Source organism: Mycobacterium sp. E3247, from assembly GCF_001667785.1.
Lineage (GTDB): Bacteria > Actinomycetota > Actinomycetes > Mycobacteriales > Mycobacteriaceae > Mycobacterium.
Window position 1 is genome coordinate 23,533 of sequence record NZ_LZJG01000028.1, and the last position, 18,439, is coordinate 41,971.

Annotated in this window: 16 protein-coding genes; 6 read left to right on the forward strand and 10 right to left on the reverse strand. The window is 67.6% G+C overall.

All coding sequences use genetic code 11. The features are described 5' to 3' along the window. Positions 1-224: 224 nt before the first annotated feature. Positions 225-581, reverse strand: a complete 357-nt coding sequence (locus tag A9X04_RS01235; RefSeq protein WP_067916961.1) for a DUF732 domain-containing protein — start codon at positions 579-581, stop codon at positions 225-227. A gap of 189 nt (positions 582-770) precedes the next feature. On the opposite strand from A9X04_RS01235, the gene A9X04_RS01240 reads away from it, so the two are divergent. After that, positions 771-1,322 carry an FKBP-type peptidyl-prolyl cis-trans isomerase gene (locus A9X04_RS01240; RefSeq protein ID WP_369828905.1) on the forward strand — a complete coding sequence of 184 codons (552 nt, stop codon included), beginning with the start codon at positions 771-773 and terminating at the stop codon, positions 1,320-1,322. Positions 1,323-1,405: 83 nt separating this feature from the next. Here the strand turns inward: A9X04_RS01240 and A9X04_RS01245 are convergent, their stop codons facing one another. Both A9X04_RS01245 and A9X04_RS01250 read right to left on the reverse strand, forming a co-directional pair. Next, positions 1,406-2,467, reverse strand: a complete 1,062-nt coding sequence (locus A9X04_RS01245; RefSeq protein WP_067916965.1) for a hypothetical protein — start codon at positions 2,465-2,467, stop codon at positions 1,406-1,408. A gap of 41 nt (positions 2,468-2,508) precedes the next feature. Further along, positions 2,509-3,942 (reverse strand): FAD-binding oxidoreductase, encoded by a 1,434-nt coding sequence (locus tag A9X04_RS01250; RefSeq protein ID WP_067916967.1) that lies wholly within the window; start codon positions 3,940-3,942, stop codon positions 2,509-2,511. A 243-nt stretch (positions 3,943-4,185) separates the two neighbouring features. On the opposite strand from A9X04_RS01250, the gene A9X04_RS01255 reads away from it, so the two are divergent. Next, positions 4,186-4,869 carry a GAP family protein gene (locus A9X04_RS01255; RefSeq protein WP_067916968.1) on the forward strand — a complete coding sequence of 228 codons (684 nt, stop codon included), beginning with the start codon at positions 4,186-4,188 and terminating at the stop codon, positions 4,867-4,869. 52 nt (positions 4,870-4,921) lie between these two features. After that, a complete protein-coding gene (locus tag A9X04_RS01260) occupies positions 4,922-5,692 on the forward strand; it encodes a class I SAM-dependent methyltransferase (RefSeq protein WP_067916969.1) in 771 nt (256 codons plus the stop codon). Positions 5,693-5,703: 11 nt separating this feature from the next. Here the strand turns inward: A9X04_RS01260 and A9X04_RS01265 are convergent, their stop codons facing one another. Both A9X04_RS01265 and A9X04_RS01270 read right to left on the reverse strand, forming a co-directional pair. Beyond that, complete coding sequence (locus tag A9X04_RS01265) at positions 5,704-6,939, reverse strand: osmoprotectant NAGGN system M42 family peptidase (protein ID WP_102417793.1); 1,236 nt, start codon at positions 6,937-6,939, stop codon at positions 5,704-5,706. A gap of 193 nt (positions 6,940-7,132) precedes the next feature. After that, on the reverse strand, positions 7,133-7,522 hold the full coding sequence (locus A9X04_RS01270; protein ID WP_067916971.1) for a hypothetical protein: 390 nt from the start codon (positions 7,520-7,522) through the stop codon (positions 7,133-7,135). A gap of 396 nt (positions 7,523-7,918) precedes the next feature. Between A9X04_RS01270 and A9X04_RS01275 the strand changes: the two genes are divergently transcribed. Continuing rightward, positions 7,919-8,665 carry a sensor domain-containing protein gene (locus tag A9X04_RS01275; RefSeq protein ID WP_067916972.1) on the forward strand — a complete coding sequence of 249 codons (747 nt, stop codon included), beginning with the start codon at positions 7,919-7,921 and terminating at the stop codon, positions 8,663-8,665. A gap of 10 nt (positions 8,666-8,675) precedes the next feature. Here A9X04_RS01275 and A9X04_RS01280 read toward each other — a convergent pair whose 3' ends face one another. Then, positions 8,676-9,557, reverse strand: coding sequence for a CoA ester lyase (locus A9X04_RS01280; protein ID WP_067916974.1), 882 nt, complete (start codon positions 9,555-9,557; stop codon positions 8,676-8,678). Between the two features lie 165 nt (positions 9,558-9,722). Between A9X04_RS01280 and A9X04_RS01285 the strand changes: the two genes are divergently transcribed. Next, positions 9,723-10,646 (forward strand): class I SAM-dependent methyltransferase, encoded by a 924-nt coding sequence (locus tag A9X04_RS01285; RefSeq protein ID WP_067916975.1) that lies wholly within the window; start codon positions 9,723-9,725, stop codon positions 10,644-10,646. A 48-nt stretch (positions 10,647-10,694) separates the two neighbouring features. Here the strand turns inward: A9X04_RS01285 and A9X04_RS01290 are convergent, their stop codons facing one another. Together A9X04_RS01290 and zwf are read right to left on the reverse strand one after the other, a co-directional pair. Beyond that, complete coding sequence (locus tag A9X04_RS01290) at positions 10,695-11,135, reverse strand: nuclear transport factor 2 family protein (RefSeq protein ID WP_067916977.1); 441 nt, start codon at positions 11,133-11,135, stop codon at positions 10,695-10,697. A gap of 44 nt (positions 11,136-11,179) precedes the next feature. Continuing rightward, a complete protein-coding gene (gene zwf, locus A9X04_RS01295; RefSeq protein ID WP_067916979.1) occupies positions 11,180-12,679 on the reverse strand; it encodes a glucose-6-phosphate dehydrogenase in 1,500 nt (499 codons plus the stop codon). A 162-nt stretch (positions 12,680-12,841) separates the two neighbouring features. On the opposite strand from zwf, the gene A9X04_RS01300 reads away from it, so the two are divergent. Then, positions 12,842-13,024: a hypothetical protein gene (locus A9X04_RS01300; protein ID WP_067916981.1), complete on the forward strand. Its 183-nt coding sequence runs from the start codon at positions 12,842-12,844 to the stop codon at positions 13,022-13,024. Here the strand turns inward: A9X04_RS01300 and A9X04_RS01305 are convergent. Both A9X04_RS01305 and hrpA read right to left on the reverse strand, forming a co-directional pair. Then, entirely contained in the window at positions 13,021-14,514 is a 1,494-nt protein-coding gene (locus tag A9X04_RS01305) for an FAD-dependent monooxygenase (protein ID WP_255396470.1), read from the reverse strand. The two genes, A9X04_RS01300 and A9X04_RS01305, sit on opposite strands and share 4 nt — an antisense overlap. Before the next feature lie 112 nt (positions 14,515-14,626). Beyond that, a partial coding sequence (hrpA, locus tag A9X04_RS01310) for an ATP-dependent RNA helicase HrpA (protein WP_156764170.1) occupies positions 14,627-18,439 on the reverse strand: 3,813 nt, incomplete at its 5' end.

The following is an 18,439-nucleotide window of genomic DNA, read 5'->3' on the forward strand; positions in this document are numbered from 1 at the left end:
GACACCGTTCCCCTCGATCGGTCGGGTGGCCTTGCAAGCAGGATATGGCTACGGCACACCTCACGAGCAGTTCTGCTCATTGTTGGCGTGTTCTCGGTCGTTGCTGGACAGGACCGTCCGTGCCGCTTTCCGCTGCCCTTGGGTCCGTCGCTTCGGCGAGTCGATGTGGTGCCGTGCACCCGCGACAGGCTAGGGCGACGGGGCGTTCTGAGCCCTACGCGCCCTCATGTGCAAAGTGTGGGGGCGTCGCACACGTTGCCGGGGCAATAGACCGAGTGCGCGGCGTCGACCATGGTTCCGACGTCTAACAGCGTCACGCCCCTCGCGTTCAGGTGGGCGTGGACATCGTCGGCGATCTGTTGTGGCGTCCAACCCCAGGTGAGGTCGTAGCAGATGAGGTGGGCCTCGCCGATGAGAGCCTCTTCCGTCTGGGGCGGCCACGACAGGCCGACGGCGCGCAATTGGGCGAGGTATGCCTCGTCTTGGGGTGTGGTGGCGGTCGCGACGGCAGCGCTCCCAACCAGGGCGGCGCCCGCCGCCACCGCGACGGCCAGTGGGGCAAGCAAGCGAGGTGAGGGCATTCGATCGCTCCGTTCCGCCGGGCCGCCGGCACTTTTCGGGTCCACAGCAGCGCGCATCTGAAGAATAGACGAAAGCCCGAGAAGGCCGCTTGGTTCGCAGTGAAGTCGCTTCGTCAGCCTTCACGCTCGCCCGCGACCCGGCTGAGGGCAGCGCCAACGTGCGCAATCACTGGCTGTAGCGTGACGCCCGTGAAGTCCTCCCTGGTGTATTCCTCCGTCGCGGCCTGCATCGCGGCGAGTGTTCTGGCGATCGCCGCGTCGAACGACGCCACCGCGGCCGGCTCATGCCCCACCGCGGCACCGCCGGCCGGTGGCACCCCCGACTGGACCCTGGCCGGAACCACGGGCAGCGTCGCGGTGACCGGTTCCACGGATACGGCCGCTCCGCGGGTGGACGTGACGACACCGTTTAGCGTCACGCAGACCCAGGTCCATACGCTGCACGCCGGCGACGGACCCGTGGTGCCGGGCACCGCCACGGTGTCTGTCTGCTACATGGGGGTCAACGGGCGTGACGGGTCCGTCTTCGACAGCAGCTACCAGCGGGGCGCCCCGATCGACTTCCCGCTCAGCGGGGTGGTGCCGGGCTTCCAGAAGGCCATCGCGGGACAGAAGGTCGGCTCCACGGTGGCCGTCGCGATGACGTCGGCGGATGGCTACCCGAACGGTCAGCCCAGCGCAGGAATCCGGCCGGGCGACTCGCTCGTTTTCGCGATCAAGATCCTCAGCGCCTCAGGCTAGTTCGACCAGCCGGTTCGGGCGCGCCGACCTGCAGCACTGCCGGGCCGGGGCCAGCCGGGAAGTCGGCTCACCCGCAGAGACGGCTACACCGGCCCGGGAAGCTCCCCGAGCTCCGAAAGTTCGGCGTGGACAGACGCGATCGCCGTCCGATACTGGTCATCGGCCAGCGTCTTGTTGTAATAGCGGTTCATGCGCAGCTGGTATTGCAGATTGCGCAACTGCCGGATGCGGTCCAGCCTGGTGGTGTCGTCCGCCGAGAACTTCAATTGCGCGGCCGTGATGTGCCCGGCCATGACGTGTTCTATCGGGGACAGCCGGTAGCCGCGACCGGCGAGGTATTCGAAATACGGCTTGAGGTATGGGCGTCCGCCGGCTTGCCAGCTGCCGCGGGTGGTGTTCCATTCAAACGCCGCGAGCACCAACGCCAGCGTCACCACCGCCGGGCGCGCATCGAAATCGGTTGTCTCTTCCAGGTTCTTGTATCGCGCTTCATCGGTCCCCAGCAGCTGCGCGGCGACATTCATGCTGGCCGGGCAGTGCAGATCGGCCAAATAGTGGAAGTTCCGCGCGATGAAGACCTCGGTCCCGGGTGGCGGCGTGCTCCCCGAAACGATGTTGGTGCGAATCCACTCACGCCGCGCGGCAGCGACCGCCGCGGCGCGGCGATCCAGCTCGCGGTCCAGAACCCAGTCCGTTTTGGCTTGTGCGGCGGCTTCCGATTCCAGCTTGGCCGGCTGGGCCCCGGTGTAGGTGGGGCCGCCCGTCACCTCGCTCAACGCGAGCGGGCGCCCCATGTCCCAGGTCAGGTACCGGGCGTACACATCAAGGTCCGGAAGCTTCGCCATCCGGGCCAGGTCGCCCAATGTCGTACTGCCCGTCACCAGTCTGCAGAACTGTGCAGGTTGCCGAAGGTCGTCGCGGGTGTAGATCAGCCCCAGCTCGCGGCGACGCAGCTGATCGTCGGTGTTGACGTCGACAAACCACCCGACCGGTCCGGCAACTCCCGGCAGGTAGCGGGAGATTTCGACGAGCAAATCGTCGACGGTGGCCGAGCCGGGGAAGATCCAGAAGACCCGATGGGACTCGACGTCATCGCCCATCGCAACGCTGTTGCGATTCAGCGTGACTTTTACCGTGTCGGTCATGGTGGGGATTATGTCCCGACGTCAGACGCCCACGCCATTCACTAGAAGTTGAGTCCCGAGAACATGATTCGGCCGGGATCGTATTTCTGGCGCACGGCGGTCAGCCGGGACAGGTTCGAGCTGAAGTACCGCGAGGCGGGCTGGTTCGCCTCGATGTAGTTCACATAACCGCCGACCGAATAGGGTTGCACGGCTTGGTGCGCGGTGCTGAGCCAATTGGTCGCCGCCGCCGCGTCACCGGTTTCGACATACCACTGCACCAGCGCGTACTGCCGGCGCCATGGGAAGGCGGTGGCTCCCGGCGCGACATCGGCGAGGGCGCCGTCCAGCGCGTGCATGATCGCCAACATGCGCCCGGCGCCGCGGGGAAATGCCTCGACGGCCTTGGCGATCCCCTGGGCGGTGGCGGCGTTGACGACGGGTAGCACGTCGGATCCGCCGACATATCCAAGCGGTGACGGGTTGAGGTTCCCGAACGCCAGATACCTCACCAGGTCCAGATAGTTGAACGTGTGGTTCTCGGTCCCCGAGGGTTGCACCCCAACGGCTTTGGTGATGGCGGCCCCGACGCTGCCCCCGGACCCGACCGGGCAGGTCGCCATGATCCGGCAATGCGTGCCCATCGCGTCGACGGTGGCGTCCGCCAGTGCCCAGCTGTTCCGGTCGGCGGTGCGCAGCCAGTTCTGCCACCCCACCAGGACCTGCGCAAACGACTCGGGTGGGAAGTTGAGGTTCACCACGTCGAGATCGGTGGTCGGGAACGTCGCAAACGTCAGCGAAGTGGTCACGCCGAAGTTCCCGCCGCCGCCACCGCGCAACGCCCAGAACAGGTCGGGATTGCTGGCGTTGGACGCGGTCACCGCCTGGCCGCCGGGCACCACCACCGAGGCCGAAACCAATTGATCGCAGAGCAGGCCCGCGTGGCGGGAATTGGCGCCCAGTCCCCCGCCCAGCGCATGCCCGGAGGCGCCGACCGACGGGCAGGTGCCGGTGGGGATGCCCCGGCCCGCGCCGGCCAACGCCTCGTGCATGGCATACAAACTCGTCGCCGGCGTCACGGTGATCTGCCCGGTGGCGGCGTCGTAGTTGATACCGCCCGGCAGCTGGCGCAGGTCGAGCACCATGACGCCGTTCGCCGTGGACGCGCCGATGTAGGAATGACCGCCGCTGCGCGGAGCCACCTTCAGGTTGTGCGCCGCCGCGAACGCCATGGCCTTCTGCACGTCGGCCGCCGACGTCGGAGTGACGATCGCCGCGGGCGTCAAGCCGTTGTAGTTGGTGTTGAAGACCTGCTTGGCCGAGCCGAACCCACCGTTGTCCGGCAACAGCACCTGTCCACCGATGGCGGTGGACAGACCCTCCCAGCCGGTGGGATTCGGGGCTGCCGCCGCCCGGCCTGGCCCCAAGACCGCACCGGCGGCCAGTGCTCCGGCGGCACCCCGCAGGAAGGCCTGGCGGGAGAATTCACGCGCCACCGGCGGCCTCCCCCGTCTGCCTCATGTTTCGCATCCTTGACCGCGCGACACCGAAATTCGCGTTGCCCCATGCCCTGTGACCGGATCGAAATCCATACGAACCGCACCGGTGATCCACCCGCGCGGCCCCATGCCCGCAACCTCAGACAGACAGGCGGGTCTTCGCCTCGTATTGTCTGCAGCGTGATCGCCGCTTCGATGTGCGCGCCCCGCGAGATCGCACGGTAAGCGGGGCTCTGGCACGTGGGTGCTCTTGTGCTGGCGCTTGCCGGCCTGGCGCTTCTCGATTCGTTGAACGTCCTCAACCTGGGTGTGGTTTCCGCGGTGATCTTCGACAGTCGGTTGAATCGCCGGTCGCCGGTTCCGGGTGCCCTCAGCTTCGTCGCGGGCGTGTTCGCCGTGACGACCACGTTCGGGGTGTGCACGGTGCTGGGTCTGAGCTTCCTGACCCACGTCGTCGGTTTCCACGTGACGCCGGCCATCCGTTTTCGCGGCGAGTTGGCTCTCGGCGTGGTGCTGACCGGCCTGGCCTACTTCCCGCTGACCGCTCAGTCATCGGCGCCCGGCTGGGCGTTGGCGGCGATGCGCCAGCGCCCGTGGTTGCTCGGGTTCCTCGGGTTGGCGGTCGGTAGCGGCCAAGCGCCAACCGCCATCCCCTATCTCACCGCGTTGACCATGCTCGCCGCCCTGCACCCGAGGCCGCCGCTCTGGCCGTTGGTCATCCTGGTCTACTGGGCCATCGCGCTTTCCCCGCCGCTGATGATCCTTACGCTTTCGATGAGGAAAACCATGCGAGCCAAGCGCATTCAGCGCAGTCTCGTGCGTGCCCTGACCCGTTACGGCCCGATATCGGTGCGACTTCTGTTCCTGGTCTTCGGGATCGGGCTGATAACCGACGCGCTCGTCAACCACAGTGCGCTGTGGTGACGCACAACTCCTTCCCACCTCCCGCCCAGCAAGACGGATTACTTTGGCGAATATGACCGATCGCCAGCAACGCGCGATGTCATTCGGCTCGATCGCCGACGACTACGACGGCTTTCGTCCGCGGCCCCCGGAAGAAGCGGTGGACTGGCTGGTGCCGCCCCGGTGCGCCGTGGCCGTGGACCTGGGTGCGGGCACCGGCCTGTTCACCCGCGCGCTGATCAGCAGGGCGGCGACGGTCATCGCCGTGGAGCCCGACGCACGCATGCGGGCGGTGCTCACCGAGCGGTCGCCCGAGGTGCGTGCCGTCGAAGGCACGGGTGAGTCGATCCCGCTTCCCGACGCTTCCGTCGACGCAGTGTTCGTCTCTTCGGCGTGGCACTGGATGGATCCCCAGCGCGCAGTTCCCGAGATTGGCCGCGTCCTGCGCGACCATGGGCGATTCGGCTTGATTTGGACCAGTCGAGACCGTGAGGTGGATTGGGTCCGGAACCTGGACCTGCTTCCGGGCGAGGAGACGCCCGAGGCGGAATCCCCCGACCGCTTCCGCCGGCGCCACGAGAACGTCGTGCTTCCCGACCCGCAGATCTTCCACAACGTTTCGCGCGAGACGTTCACGTTTGTGCGGACCATGACCATAGACGACGTCGTCTCGATGGTCGGCACCTACAGCAGGGTGATCATCGCGTCGCCGGATGAGCGCGCGGCGCGACTGGCCAATGCCCGCGCCGCCTTGAACGAGCGATTCTTTGATGCCGAAGCGATAGACGTCCCCATGAAGTCTCGGTGCTGGCGCGCAGACCGGATCCCCCGCGCCGACCGTTAGGGGTTGGCGTCTCAGGCCTGGGGACCCTCCGAGGGCGGCCAATGCGAGCCCGGCGACGCCTCGCCCGGGGAATCGTGTTCCCCGCGGGCCAGCGGCACCCACCGCTCGCTCGGGGCGGGTTGCTTGGACGACGGGAAGTCCCGCAGCTTGCCCGAAGGCTTGGCGTCCCATTTGGCGAAGGTGAGTGGCGTCTGCAGCCAGGAGTGCAGCAGGCAGTAGACCGCCTGCAGCGAGTCCAGATGTGTGCGCTCCCAACCGTGGCTGCCGTCGAGGCCGAAGCCGACGAGCGCGGCGCGGGTACCCGCGCCCGCCTCGATCGCCGCGGCGGCGTCTGAGCGGTAGAAGCGGAACACGTCGCGCGCGCACGGGATGCCCTGCTCCTCGGCGAGCCGGCACAACTTGCGGGTCAGGTGGTAGTCGAACGGCCCGTGCAGGTCGGCCATCGGTATCGTCACGCCGTCCTCGATGGAATGCTGTCCCGGCGCGCAGACGGCGTTGTCCACCGAAACCAATTCGGCGACGTCGGCGGGTAACCCGTGACTCGCCCCGTGGCCGACCTCCTCGGTGATGGTGATCATCAGCATGGTGCGGTGCGGCAGCACCAGCTTCTGCTCGGCGAAGTTCTTGGCCAGGGCGAGCGCGATCGCGACGCCCGCCTTGCCGTCGAGGTGGCGGGAGACGATGTAGCCGTCGGCGGTCAGTTCGGGGCTGGCGATGAGGGCGACGAAGTCGCCGATCTGCAGGCCGAGACGGAGGAGGTCCTCCCGGGAGGAGACCTTGCGGTCGACGCGCACCTCGACGTGTTCCCAGTCGGTGGGCTGCAGGTCGATCTCGTCGCCGAATGCGTGGCCGCTGGCTTTGAGGGGCATGACCGTGCCGGTGATGAATTCGTCGGGGTCGTCGGAGAAGATCCGCACCCGCGCGCCCGCGGCGAACCGGGCCGAGAAGGTGCCGACCGGGATGACCTCGAGGCGCCCGTTGTCCTTGAGCCTGCGCACCATGCAGCCGATGGTGTCGGCGTGGACGACAAGCGCGCGGTCGGTGGTGGCCGACGCCCCTGGAAGTTCGGCGGTCAGCGCACCGCGCCGCGTCAAGGAGAAGGGCACGCCGAAGTCATCGAAGATGTCGCCGATATGCTGCATCACCGCATCCGTCCGCCCCGCCGGGCTTGGCGTCTGCAGCAGCGCGAGCAGGGTGTCGACCATCCACGTGCGGTCGGCGTCGGTCATGGCCGCGGTGTCACGCAAGGTGTCTCCTTTCGGATCGTCCGGGACCGCGTTCAACCTACCGCGTGGTCACCGTCGATCCACCGGCCCGGGCCGTGAGACTCGCACCACAAGAGGGCACCCCGACCCGCGGAGCCAACGGTAGAGCAACGCGTATCCGGCCGCCCGTCTGCGCAACCCGATTCCGTCACACGGAGGTGGCTGGATCAGCGGGTCAAGGGTTCACGTTGGGGCACACCTGTTTGATCCAAGCGGTGAGCGCGTCCCGGTTGGTGTCGAGATCGAGGTCGTCGGGCCGCGCGCCGCCGGTGGTGACGAAGTGCTCGATCGCGGCCTTCACCGTGTCCGGCGGACCGTACTTTTCCAGCGTGTCGGCGTACTTGCGCGCCTTCTCGGGGTTGTTGGCCACCATCAGGTTGTCCTTGGCGAAGGAGATGTCCAGGCAGGTGGACTGGTCGAACGACTGGGCTTGCGTGGAGGGCGGTGTAGTTGGCGGCGACGACGTGGACGCCTGCGGGGACGACGTCGGTGCCTGACTCGCCGTCGAGCCTGACGCCGACGTGCCGCTCGAACACCCCGCCGTGAGGATGGCGAGCGCGACCATTGCTGCGGACGTAATCCGGTGTAGCCGCATCGCAGGCTCCCTTATTCCGAAATGGTGTTTGCTGGGCGGAGCTTACCGGCAGCCGGCGATCGCCGGGCGCACTTTCAAGCGCTGTTTACGTCGGAGCCATTCCGCGAGGTGCGCGGCGATGAAATCCGTACCATCCGCTTTTGTTGCCCTAGGAAACCCTTGAACTGCGAACTATTTCGCAGTGTCCGGCATGCACACGCACTTGGGTTTCCATTTTGCACCCGGCGTGCGGCACCGCGCGCCGCTGGGCGGTGAGAGCGGTCGACGATAGTCCCGATGAATATTTTGGTTGACTGCGCAATTTGCTGTCGCAACCGATATGCTTCCGCCTTCTGGATCAACGCAACCACGAAGGGTGAGCAACACATGCGCCAACTATCGACCGCGGTGTCCGCCGCCGCCATCGGAATTCTGGTTGCCGCGTGCGGCGGTAGCAACGGCGGCGCTCCCGGCTCTTCGACCACGACCTCCACCAGTCCGCCGGTGGCGCAGGCCGCGCTACCGGGCTTGCTGCTTACGTCCGCGGACCTCGACAGCGCCTTGGGGACCACCGGATCGAAGAGCAAGGAAAAGAGCGACAAGCTAAAGGACGACGCCGCGAAGCAGCCGTGGCCTGCAGGCTGGAAATTCCCCGACGACTGCGTCTACGCCATCGGCCCCGGGCAGGCCCCCGTGTATGCCGGCAGCGGCTACACCGCTTCCAGTGGCGACGACGAAGTCGCGCCCAGTCCCCCGAATTCCAGCGAACCGGACCCCGAGGTGGAACAGGTGGTGGTGTTGTTCCCGACCGCCAAGGAGGCCAACTCCTTCTTCTCCACCTCGGCGCAGCGCTGGCCGGCCTGCGCCAACCGCCAGTTCACCACCCCGGCCGGGCAGGACACCCCGGAGACGGGCTGGCAGGTGGGAGCGGTCTCCAACGCGAACGGAATGTTGAGCACCACCCTGACGATGACTATTCGCGACAACGGCAACGTTCTGCTGACCATGACCTGCCAGCGGGCGCTGACCGTGCGCAACAACGTCGCGATCGATGTCAGCGCGGTCCGCAAGGACCCATCGGACTTGGCCGTCAAGCTCGCCGGTCAGATCGCCGGCAAAGCCGACAAGCAATAAGCGAGCACGCTTATGAGGCGGATGCCAATTCCGCGATGAGCTCGGCGAGGGTGAGAATCCGCTCGGCGTTGCGGACGTGCAGGCTCTCGATCATCCGACCGTCCATCGTGATGACACTGGTGCCCCTGGCCCGCGCCTGCTCGTAGGCCGCGACCACCTTGCGGGCGTCGGTGAGTTCCTCTTGCGAGGGGCCGAACAGGTCGTTCGCCGGCCCTATCTGGGACGGATGAATCAAAGTCTTGCCGTCGAAACCCATTTCGCGGCCTTGCCGGGCCTCGGCGCGAAACCCGTCTTCGTCGGTGATGTCGTTGAAGACCCCGTCCAGGATCACCTTTCCGGCCGCCCTGGCTCCCAGCACGGCCAACGCCAGCGCGGGCACGACGGGCGCGCGCCCGGGCACGTGCAAGCCGTGCAGATCGTTCACCAGGTCATTGGTGCCGACCACCATTGCCGCCAATCGATCGCTGGCCGAGGCGATCTCCTCGGCCCGCAGGAAGGACCGCGGCGTTTCGATCATCACCCACAGCCGCAACGACTCGGGCGCGTCGAGCGCGTCGAGCGTTGCGGCCAGCGCTCGAACCTGGTCACCCGACTCCACCTTCGGCACCAGCACCCCGTCGGCGGTCGAGCGCGCCACAGCCGCCAGGTCCTCGTCGTGCCACTCGGTGTCCAAACCGTTGATGCGCACGACGACCTCCCGGGGGCGGTAACCATCGGACGAGATCGCGTCGCACACCGCCGCCCTCGAATCGGCTTTGGCGTCAGGCCCGACGGCGTCCTCGAGGTCGAAGATGACCACGTCGGCGGCGAGCGATTTGCCCTTCTCCAATGCCCGAGGCTTGTTGCCGGGCAGGTACAACGCCGAGCGGCGCGGGCGCAACGTGGGTGCCATCAACCGATTCGCCTCCTGTCGTGGAGCTCATGGGTGCATAGTGACCGCGGCATAGGCAGAAAGTACCCTTCGATACGGGTGGTTTAGCCGCGCGGTTGGTCTGCGGTGAGCCTCCGGAACGCGAATTGGCCGCCGCGGCGGCGCAATCCCGGGAGGGAGCAGCGAATGTCAACACTTGGCTCCGCGCGCACCGAGGGTGACAGCTGGGATCTGGCCTCCAGCGTCGGGGCGACCGCGACGATGGTTGCCGCGTCCCGGGCGCTGGCCTCCCGTGCGCCGGACCCGCTGCTCGACGACCGGTTCGCCGAGCCCTTGGTGCGCGCCGTCGGCCACCCGTTCTTCGTCCGCATGCTGGACGGCGAGATCCCGCTCGACAGCGACGACATGCCCTTGACGCTGCAGCAGCGTCGTGAGCAGATCGCCGTGCGCACCAAGTTTTTCGACGACTTCCTGACGTCGGCGACCGCGGCGGGCATACGTCAGGCCGTCATCCTGGCGGCCGGACTTGACGCTCGCGCCTACCGGTTGCCGTGGCCGGCGGGCACGGTGGTCTACGAGGTCGATCAGCCCGCGGTCATCGCGTTCAAAGGCGACACGCTGGCCCGGATCGGGGGCGAACCGACCGCCGAACGCCGAACCGTGGGTATCGATCTGCGTGAGGACTGGCCAAAAGCCCTACGAGAGACTGGCTTTGACGCCGCCGCCCCCACGGCGTGGATCGCTGAGGGTCTGCTCCCGTACCTGCCACCGCAGGCACAGGACCGGCTGTTGGACAACATCACTGCGCTCAGCGCGCCGGGCAGCCGGCTGGCGACCGAGAACATCACCGACATGGGCGTGTTCAGCGATGAGCGAGCCCGGGCGATGCGCACCACGTGGCGGAAGCACGGGCTGGACATCGATGTCGCCGAACTGGTGTGGCATGGGGAACGCCAACCCGCCGGCGAGCACCTGGCCGCCACCGGCTGGGTCGTCACCCCTTACCCCACCGAGCGGCTGTACGCCGACTACGGCTTTGCCGTTCCCGACAGCGAGATCTTCAAGACTTTCCGGGGCGCCGTCACCTACATCAGTGCCGAAAGGGGCTGAGCGCGGCCTCCTCCGGTGGGCTGCGGAAAGCGGAGCGAGTTAACGCCCCTAGCTTCCGTCTGCCCGGTGGTACTCATCGTTGATGAGGATCTGAACGCCCCGCCATCCCCAGTAGACGCGGTGGGCGGTGATCAGCCCGTCGTCAATCTCCATGACCTCGACGAAGTCCATCTGGGGACCGTTCGGGGTCTCGCGCGGGTATTCCCACGTCGCGCGGTGCCCATCGGTGAAGAATCCGGCGCGGTGGTACTGGCGTTCATCGGGTGTACGAGCAACGACTTCGGTGAGGAAGGGACGCAGCTCATCGCGACCCCGACATACCCCCGGGCCGCCGAGTATGTGAGCGGCGACCGGGCTTTCCAGTACCGCGTCCTGCGCATAGCAGGCCAGCAGCCCCTCGACATCGTGCTCCGCGAGTGCCTTCTCCCATGCATGGGTTACCGCTTGGATGCTGGCGACGTCATCTCTGGTGTTGGTCTTATTCGTCATATGCCCTGGGTTGCCCGGGATGGATCCGGCTAACCGGGGTGCAATCAGCCCCTGACGTCCCGCCACTCGCGCTCGAACGGCAGTCGCCACGCATTGGGTGCGATCAATTGATGAATGGCGTTGGGGCCCCAGGTGCCCGGCTGGTACATCTTCGCCGGCGGGGGGTCGTCGAGCAGTTCCTGCGAACGCTCCCACAACGATTCGATGCCCTCGGCGGTGGTGAACAGCGTGTGATCGCCACGCATCGCGTCGAGGATGAGCCGTTCGTACGCCTCCAGCACGTCCACCACGGTGTCGATCTCCTGCGAGGAGAACTGCATGGACAGCTTGTCCAGCTTCATTCCGGGGCCCGGCCGCTTGCCGTAGAACGACAGCGACACCTTCGAGTTGTCGGCGAGGTCGAAAGTGAGGTGATCCGGACCTTGAGTCCCGACCCCTGAGCCGGGCGGGAACATCGTCCGGGGCGCCTCCCGGAACGCGATCGAGATGATGCGGATGCCCTCGGCCATCTTCTTGCCGGTGCGCAGATAAATCGGCACGCCAGCCCAGCGCCAGTTGTCGATGCCGACCCTGAGGGCGATGAACGTCTCGGTGTCGGAGTCCTTGGCCACACCCTGTTCGTCGCGGTATCCGTTGTACTGGCCGCGCACCACTTCGGACGGCTTGACCGGCAGCATCGACCGGAACACCTTGTTCTTTTCTTCGCTGATGGCAAAGGGCTCGAGGGCCGTCGGCGGCTCCATGACCACGAACGCCATCACCTGGAACAGGTGGGTCACGACCATGTCCTTGTAGGCGCCGGTCTCCTCGTAGAAGTTCGCCCGCTGATCCAGGCCGAGGGCTTCGGGGATGTCGATCTGGATGTGGTCGATGAAGTTGCGGTTCCAGATCGGCTCGAACAGGCCGTTGGCAAAGCGGAACGCCAAGATGTTCTGGGCAGCCTCCTTGCCCAAGAAGTGGTCGATGCGGAAGATCTGGGATTCCTCGAACGTTTCGTGCACGAAGTCGTTGAGCGCCACCGCGCTGGCGAAGTCGGTCCCGAACGGCTTCTCCATCACCACCCTCGAGCGCTCGACGAGCTTGGCGTCGCGCAGCATGGTGATGACTTGACGCGCGGCTTTCGGCGGCACCGACAGGTAGTGCAGACGCCGGACATCGGGACCGAGTTCGGCCTCGGCGTCGGCGACCGCCGCGGCCAGCGCTTCCGGTCCGGCGCCCTGCGGGACGTAGGTGACGATCTTCGCGAAGTTGGCCCACTGTTCGGGCGAGAGCTTGTGCGTGCCGAACGAATCGATCGCCTCTTTGGCGATCTCGCGAAATTCGTCGTCGCTGAGGTCTTCCAGCGACGTTGCGACGATATGGATATCGGGTGCGAGCTCGGACTGGTCCAGGTAGGCCAGACCGGGGATCAGCTTGCGTTTGGCCAGATCCCCCGTCGCGCCGAACAGGACGATGACGTGGGGGTCGAGTCGTTCGGTCTGGTGGCGGCGGGGGCGTCCGTCGGCCGCCGGGTAAGAGATGGTCTGCGGTTTTTTGTCGGCCACAAGTGCGATACTTCCACCGCCGCGGCGTTATGTCGCGTCCGTCACCGCCAGCTGGTCAACCCGACGTGGACCAAGATGAACCGAGGATCACAGGCCCCCACCGGGTTACCACCAGGCTGACGGGGTACTGGATACCGACGGCACGGCACCCGACCACAGTCAATGGGAAGTGATATGACGAAACCCGACAAAGACCTGCGCGGTCATTCTCAGGAGCTGGAGGACATCGTCGACCAGCTCGAGGAGAAGGTCGCCGACGACCGGGAGGCCGAGGGCGTTGCGGGCAAGCCCAGCGACCGGGAACGCGCCGCCACCCGCGGCTCGGGCGACGAACCGCCGGACTAGCAGCTAGAAGAGCGCGAGTCGCCGCACCACGCGTCGAGCGCGTCGCCAAGCGCGCAACCGCCGTATCCCTCGACCCAGGCGACATGTCCGTCCGGCCGGATCAAAACCGCGCCGGGAGCCGCGACCGCGCCGACGACCGGAAGCTCCCACGTACCCGCATATTGCGCGTCGATCAGCTGAACCCGGTTCGCCCATGAGGCTACGTCGAAACGGCCGGGTTCACCGAGGTTGAGCAACACCGGCCGGGCCCGGTGGAGCAGCGTGAAAACCCGCATCGGGCCGTCGTTCGTGGTCAGGTCGAGGTCGGGCATGCGGCGTCCGAGCAGCGGGTGCCCGTCGCCCAAGTCGTAGTGGATATCCAGGCCGGCCATCATGCCGGCGAACCGTTTGCGGGGCTCGTCCATCTCGAGGAGCTCGGACATGGTGTCGCGCAAGGCCTTGGTGCGGTCGTCCGGGCGAAGAAGCGCCATCTGCGCGATCGAGTTCCGCAGCACCCGCGCGGCGACTGGGTGCCGTTCGGCGTGGTAGGTGTCGAGCAGGCTGTCCGGCGATGTTCCGTTGACCACCTGTCCCAACTTCCATCCCAGGTTGACCGCGTCCTGCACGCCGGTATTGAGGCCCTGTCCGCCGATCGGGTGGTGGACATGCGCGGCGTCACCGGCGAGCAGGACGGGCCCGGCGCGATAGGTTGCGGCCTGCCGGGCCGTGTCGGTGAATCTGGAAAGCCAAGCGGGACTGTGGATCCCGTAGTCCGTCCCATAGACGGCGATGAGCGCCTCGCGGAGCTCACGCAGGCTGGGTTCGCTCGCGGGGCCCAGGCGTTGCTCGGTGACCATCACCCGCACCCGCCCATTGTCGGCCGCGGCCAGCGAATGAACCCCGACCGCGTCGTGACGGATCCCCCACAGCGGCGAATCGCCTGTGCCCGGATCCATTTCGACCTCGGCGAGCAGATAACTGGTGGTCGGTTCCCACCCGGTGAAGTCGATGCCTGCGGCCTTGCGGACCACGCTGCGTCCGCCGTCGCAGCCCGCCAGGTACTCCCCTTGGAGAGATCGCCCATCGGACAACGCAACGCCCACGCGACCATGGTCTTGGGCGAGGCCGGTCACCTCGCATCCGCGGTACGCTCGCACCCCCAGCTCGTGCACCCAGTCGGCGAGTATCCGCTCGATCTCGTTCTGCCACAGCGCCAGACCGTACGGATGCCGGGTGGGAAAGTCGCTGATGTCCAGACGGATCTGGGAGAACCCGGTGACCTGGGCGACCTGACCGCGGGCAAGAAACCGATCGGCGATTCCCCGCTGGTCGAGGACCTCGATGGTGCGCGCATGCAAACCCCCCGCGCGGGCGCCGACGAGGTCCTGGTCGGCGCGCCGCTCGACGATCGCCACATCGACCCCCGCCAACGCCAGCTCACCGGCCAACATCAGCCCCGTCGGGCCTCCCCCGACAACCAGCACCCCATGGTCGACGTTCCTGTGCGACAACAATTCCCACCCCCGGTAACAGCGAAAACGGACTTCGGCCAGCGATTGTGCGGCATCACCCGGGCCTTGCCGCAAGCCCCCCAGTGCGCTATAGGTTGAGAGTGGGAGGGGATTAATCCGCCGGACGCTCCCACAGCCCGTCGAGGGCTCGGTAAATCCGCTGCTCGCTCACCGGCCGTGGGGTGCCCAGCTGTTGCGCCCACAGGCTCACGCGCAATTCCTCGATCTGCCTCGCGATATCGCGGACGTCGTCGGCCGCCCGCCGCGCGGACGGCAGCGCGTGCAGCAATTCGTCGTAGGCGCGCTGGACGGCGTGCACCCGCAGCATCCGCTGTTGATCCGCGTCGATCCCGTGCGGCAGTCGGTCGAGGCGCCGGCGGATCGCGTTCAGGTAGCGGGTCAGATCGGCCAGGTGGGCGCGTCCGGTGGCGGTAACGAACGCCGGCGGCAAGAGTCGGTTCAGCTGCGCGCGGATGTCGGCGATCGCGTCGCTCTGCGGGAGCGGCGGCTGGTCGGGCAGGAGCAGCTGCACGTCCTGGGCGGCGGCCAACACCCGCTCCACGCGGGCCGCAATGTCGGTGGTCGCCGACACCATGTTCTTGCCGGCCCGCTCGCGCAGCGTGGTGAAGTCGTCGCGGGTCCACACCGGCCCGGGTATCAACGTGTCGGCCGCGGCGTCGGCGCAGTCCTCGAGCAGCGCGGTCAGCGAGCCATCCGGGTTCGACCCCAGTGCCAGCCGTGTTCGCGGGGCCAGTTGTCGCTCAACGGCTTTGATCGGTGACGCCGCACTGAGCCGCACCAATCGGCGCAGGCCCGGCCCCAGCATGTGGTCCCGCTCCGCCGACGTCGCGAACACCCGCAGGTCGACCGCGCCACCGGCGTCGACGAAACCGGGAAAGCCCCGTACGGTGCGTCCGTCGACCGTCTCCTCGACGACTTGTGGCAGCGCGTCCAGGTCGGCGGGCCAGGCACGCAGCCCCGTTCGTTCCAGGTCGCCGGCGACCGCCTGCGCGACGGCCCGGCGGGCGGGCGCGGCCAGCCGTTGTTGCAGCGCATCGAGGTTCTTGCCGCGGGCGATCTCGGTGCCGTCGGCTGATTCGACCGCGAAGGTCACGCGCAGATGCGCGGGCAGCTTGTCCAGGTCGAAAGCGTCGATGGGCACCAGAACGCCGGTGCGACGGCGCAACTCGCGCTGCAACGCTTCCAGCAGCGGCTCGCCGGCCGGGTCGATCCCGTCGAGCACGGCGCGGGCGGTGTCCGGCGCGGGAACGAAGTTGCGGCGCAAGTCTTTTGGCAGGGAGCGGATGAGGGCGGTCACCAGCTCCTCGCGCAGCGCCGGCACCTGCCAGGCGAACTCGTCACCACCCAGCCGCGCGAGCACGTCGATCGGCACGTGCACCGTGACGCCGTCGTCGGCGGCGCCGGGTTCGAACCGGTAGGTCAGGGGCAGGCTGAGATCGCCCGAATGCCAGGCCGTCGGCCGCTCGGTGTCGGCGGTGTCTCCGGTGCGCAACAGGTCGTCACGAGTGAACGTCAGCAGCTCGGGGGTGTTGTGCCGCTGCTTATTCCACCACGCGTCGAAGTGCCGCGCCGACACGACGTCGGCCGGGATGCGCGCGTCGTAGAGCGCATAGACCTCGTCGTCGCCGACGAGCAGGTCGCGGCGGCGGGCCCGCTCCTCCAGTTCTTCGAGCTCGGCGCGCAGCCGAGCGTTGTCGCGGAAGAAGTGATGACGCGTCTGCCAGTCGCCCTCCACCAATGCGTGCCGGATGAACAACTCCCGCGCCACCGCCGGCTCGATCCGGGCGTAACCCACGCGGCGGCGCGCAACCAGGGGCAGGCCGTACAGCGTCACCCGCTCGTAGGCCATCACCTCGCCGCGCTTGGGGTCCCAGTGCGGTTCGCTGTGGGAGCGCTGCGCGAGGTCGCCCGCGACGCGCTCGACGACCTCCGGCTGAATGCGCGCGGCGGTGCGCCCGTAGAGGCGGCTGGTTTCCACCAGTTCGGCCACGACCACCCAGCGGGGCGGCCGTTTGGTCAGGGCCGAGCCCGGTGCGAGGACGAAGTGCGAGTTGCGCGCGCCGAGATACTCGCGCCCGTCCTCGCGGCGCATGCCGACGTGCGACAGCAACCCCGCCAGCAGCGCCGCGTGCACCCGTGCGGGGTCGGCCGGGTCGCCAGACTCGCTGACGCCCAGGTCGCGCGCGATGCCGCGTAGCTGCCCGACCAGGTCCTGCCACTCGCGGATGCGCAGATAGTGCAGGAACTCATCTCGGCACATCCGGCGGAATTGATTGCCGGACAAGGTCTTACGCCGCTCCCCTAGGTAGCGCCAGAGGTTCAGGTAGGACAGGAAGTCGGAGTCCTCGTCGGCGAAACGCGCATGCTTCTGTCGAGCCGCGTCCTCGCGGTCGGTGGGCCGCTCCCGCGGGTCGTGGATGGTCAGCGCCGCGGCCAGCACCAGCACCTCTGCCACGCATCCCTCGGTCTCGGCCTGCAGAATCATCCGGCCCAGCCGGAGATCGACCGGCAGCCGCGCCAGGCGGCGGCCGAGTTCGGTGATGGCGCCCTGGGCGTCGAAAGCCCCCAATTCCTGCAGCAGTTGCACGCCGTCGCGGATGCTGCGCCGGTCCGGCGGGTCCAGGAACGGAAAGCTCTCGACCTCGCCGAGGCCCAGGGCCGCCATCTGCAACAGCACCGCGGCGAGATTGGTCCGCAGGATCTCCGGGTCGGTGTAGCGCGGACGGGCCGCGAAGTCCTCCTCCGAGTAGAGACGGATGCACACACCGGCCGCCACCCGGCCGCAGCGGCCCGCCCGTTGCGCGGCCGACGCCTGGGAGATCGGTTCGATCGGCAACCGCTGCACCTTCAGGCGACGGCTGAAGCGTGAAATACGGGCAGTGCCCGGGTCGACGACGTAGCGGATGCCGGGCACGGTCAGTGACGTCTCGGCCACGTTGGTCGCCAACACGACGCGCCGCCCGGTGTGCGGTGCGAACACCTTCTGCTGCTCGGCCGTCGGCAGCCGGGCGTACAAGGGAAGCACCTCGGTGTTCTTCAGTCCGCCCAATGCCTCTGCGGTGTCGCGTATTTCGCGTTCACCCGAGAGGAATACCAGGACATCCCCGGCCGGCTCGGCCTCCAGCTCACCGATCGCGTCGACGATCGCCTCGACCTCGTCACGCGTCTCGGTGCGCACGATCTCGTGGTCGGGGTCGTCGGGATCATCGTCCGGACCGCCCGACACCGGGACTTCGAGCGGTCGGTACCGGATCTCGACCGGGTACGTCCGCCCGGACACCTCGACGATCGGCGCGCCCCCGAAGTGGTCCGCGAAACGCTGCGGCTCGATGGTCGCCGAGGTGACGATCACTTTCAGGTCGGGGCGGCGCGGCAGCAGCTCGCGCAGGTAACCCAGCAGGAAGTCGATGTTCAGGCTGCGCTCGTGCGCCTCGTCGAGGATCAGGGTGTCGTAGCGCAGCAGGCGGCGGTCGCGTTGAATCTCGGCCAGCAGGATGCCGTCGGTCATCAGTTTGACCAGGGTTCGGTCGCTGACTTGATCGGTGAATCGCACGGTGTAGCCGACCGTCTCGCCCAGGGGGCTGCCCAGTTCGTCGGCGATGCGCTGCGCGACCGTGCGGGCGGCCAGCCGCCGCGGTTGGGTGTGCCCGATAGTTCCGCGAACGCCGCGGCCGGCCTCGAGGCAAATCTTGGGCAGCTGCGTGGTCTTGCCCGAACCGGTCTCGCCGGCGACCACCACGACCTGGTTCGCTCGCACCGCATCGGCGATCTCCCGGCGCCGCGCGCTGACGGGGAGGTCGGGATAGGCGATGGTCGGCACCGCGGCTTGCCGGGCGGCGACGAGCGCCTCCGCCCCGGCGATCTCCTCGGCGAGGTGGCGCAGCTTGTCGGGTTTGGCGTCGCG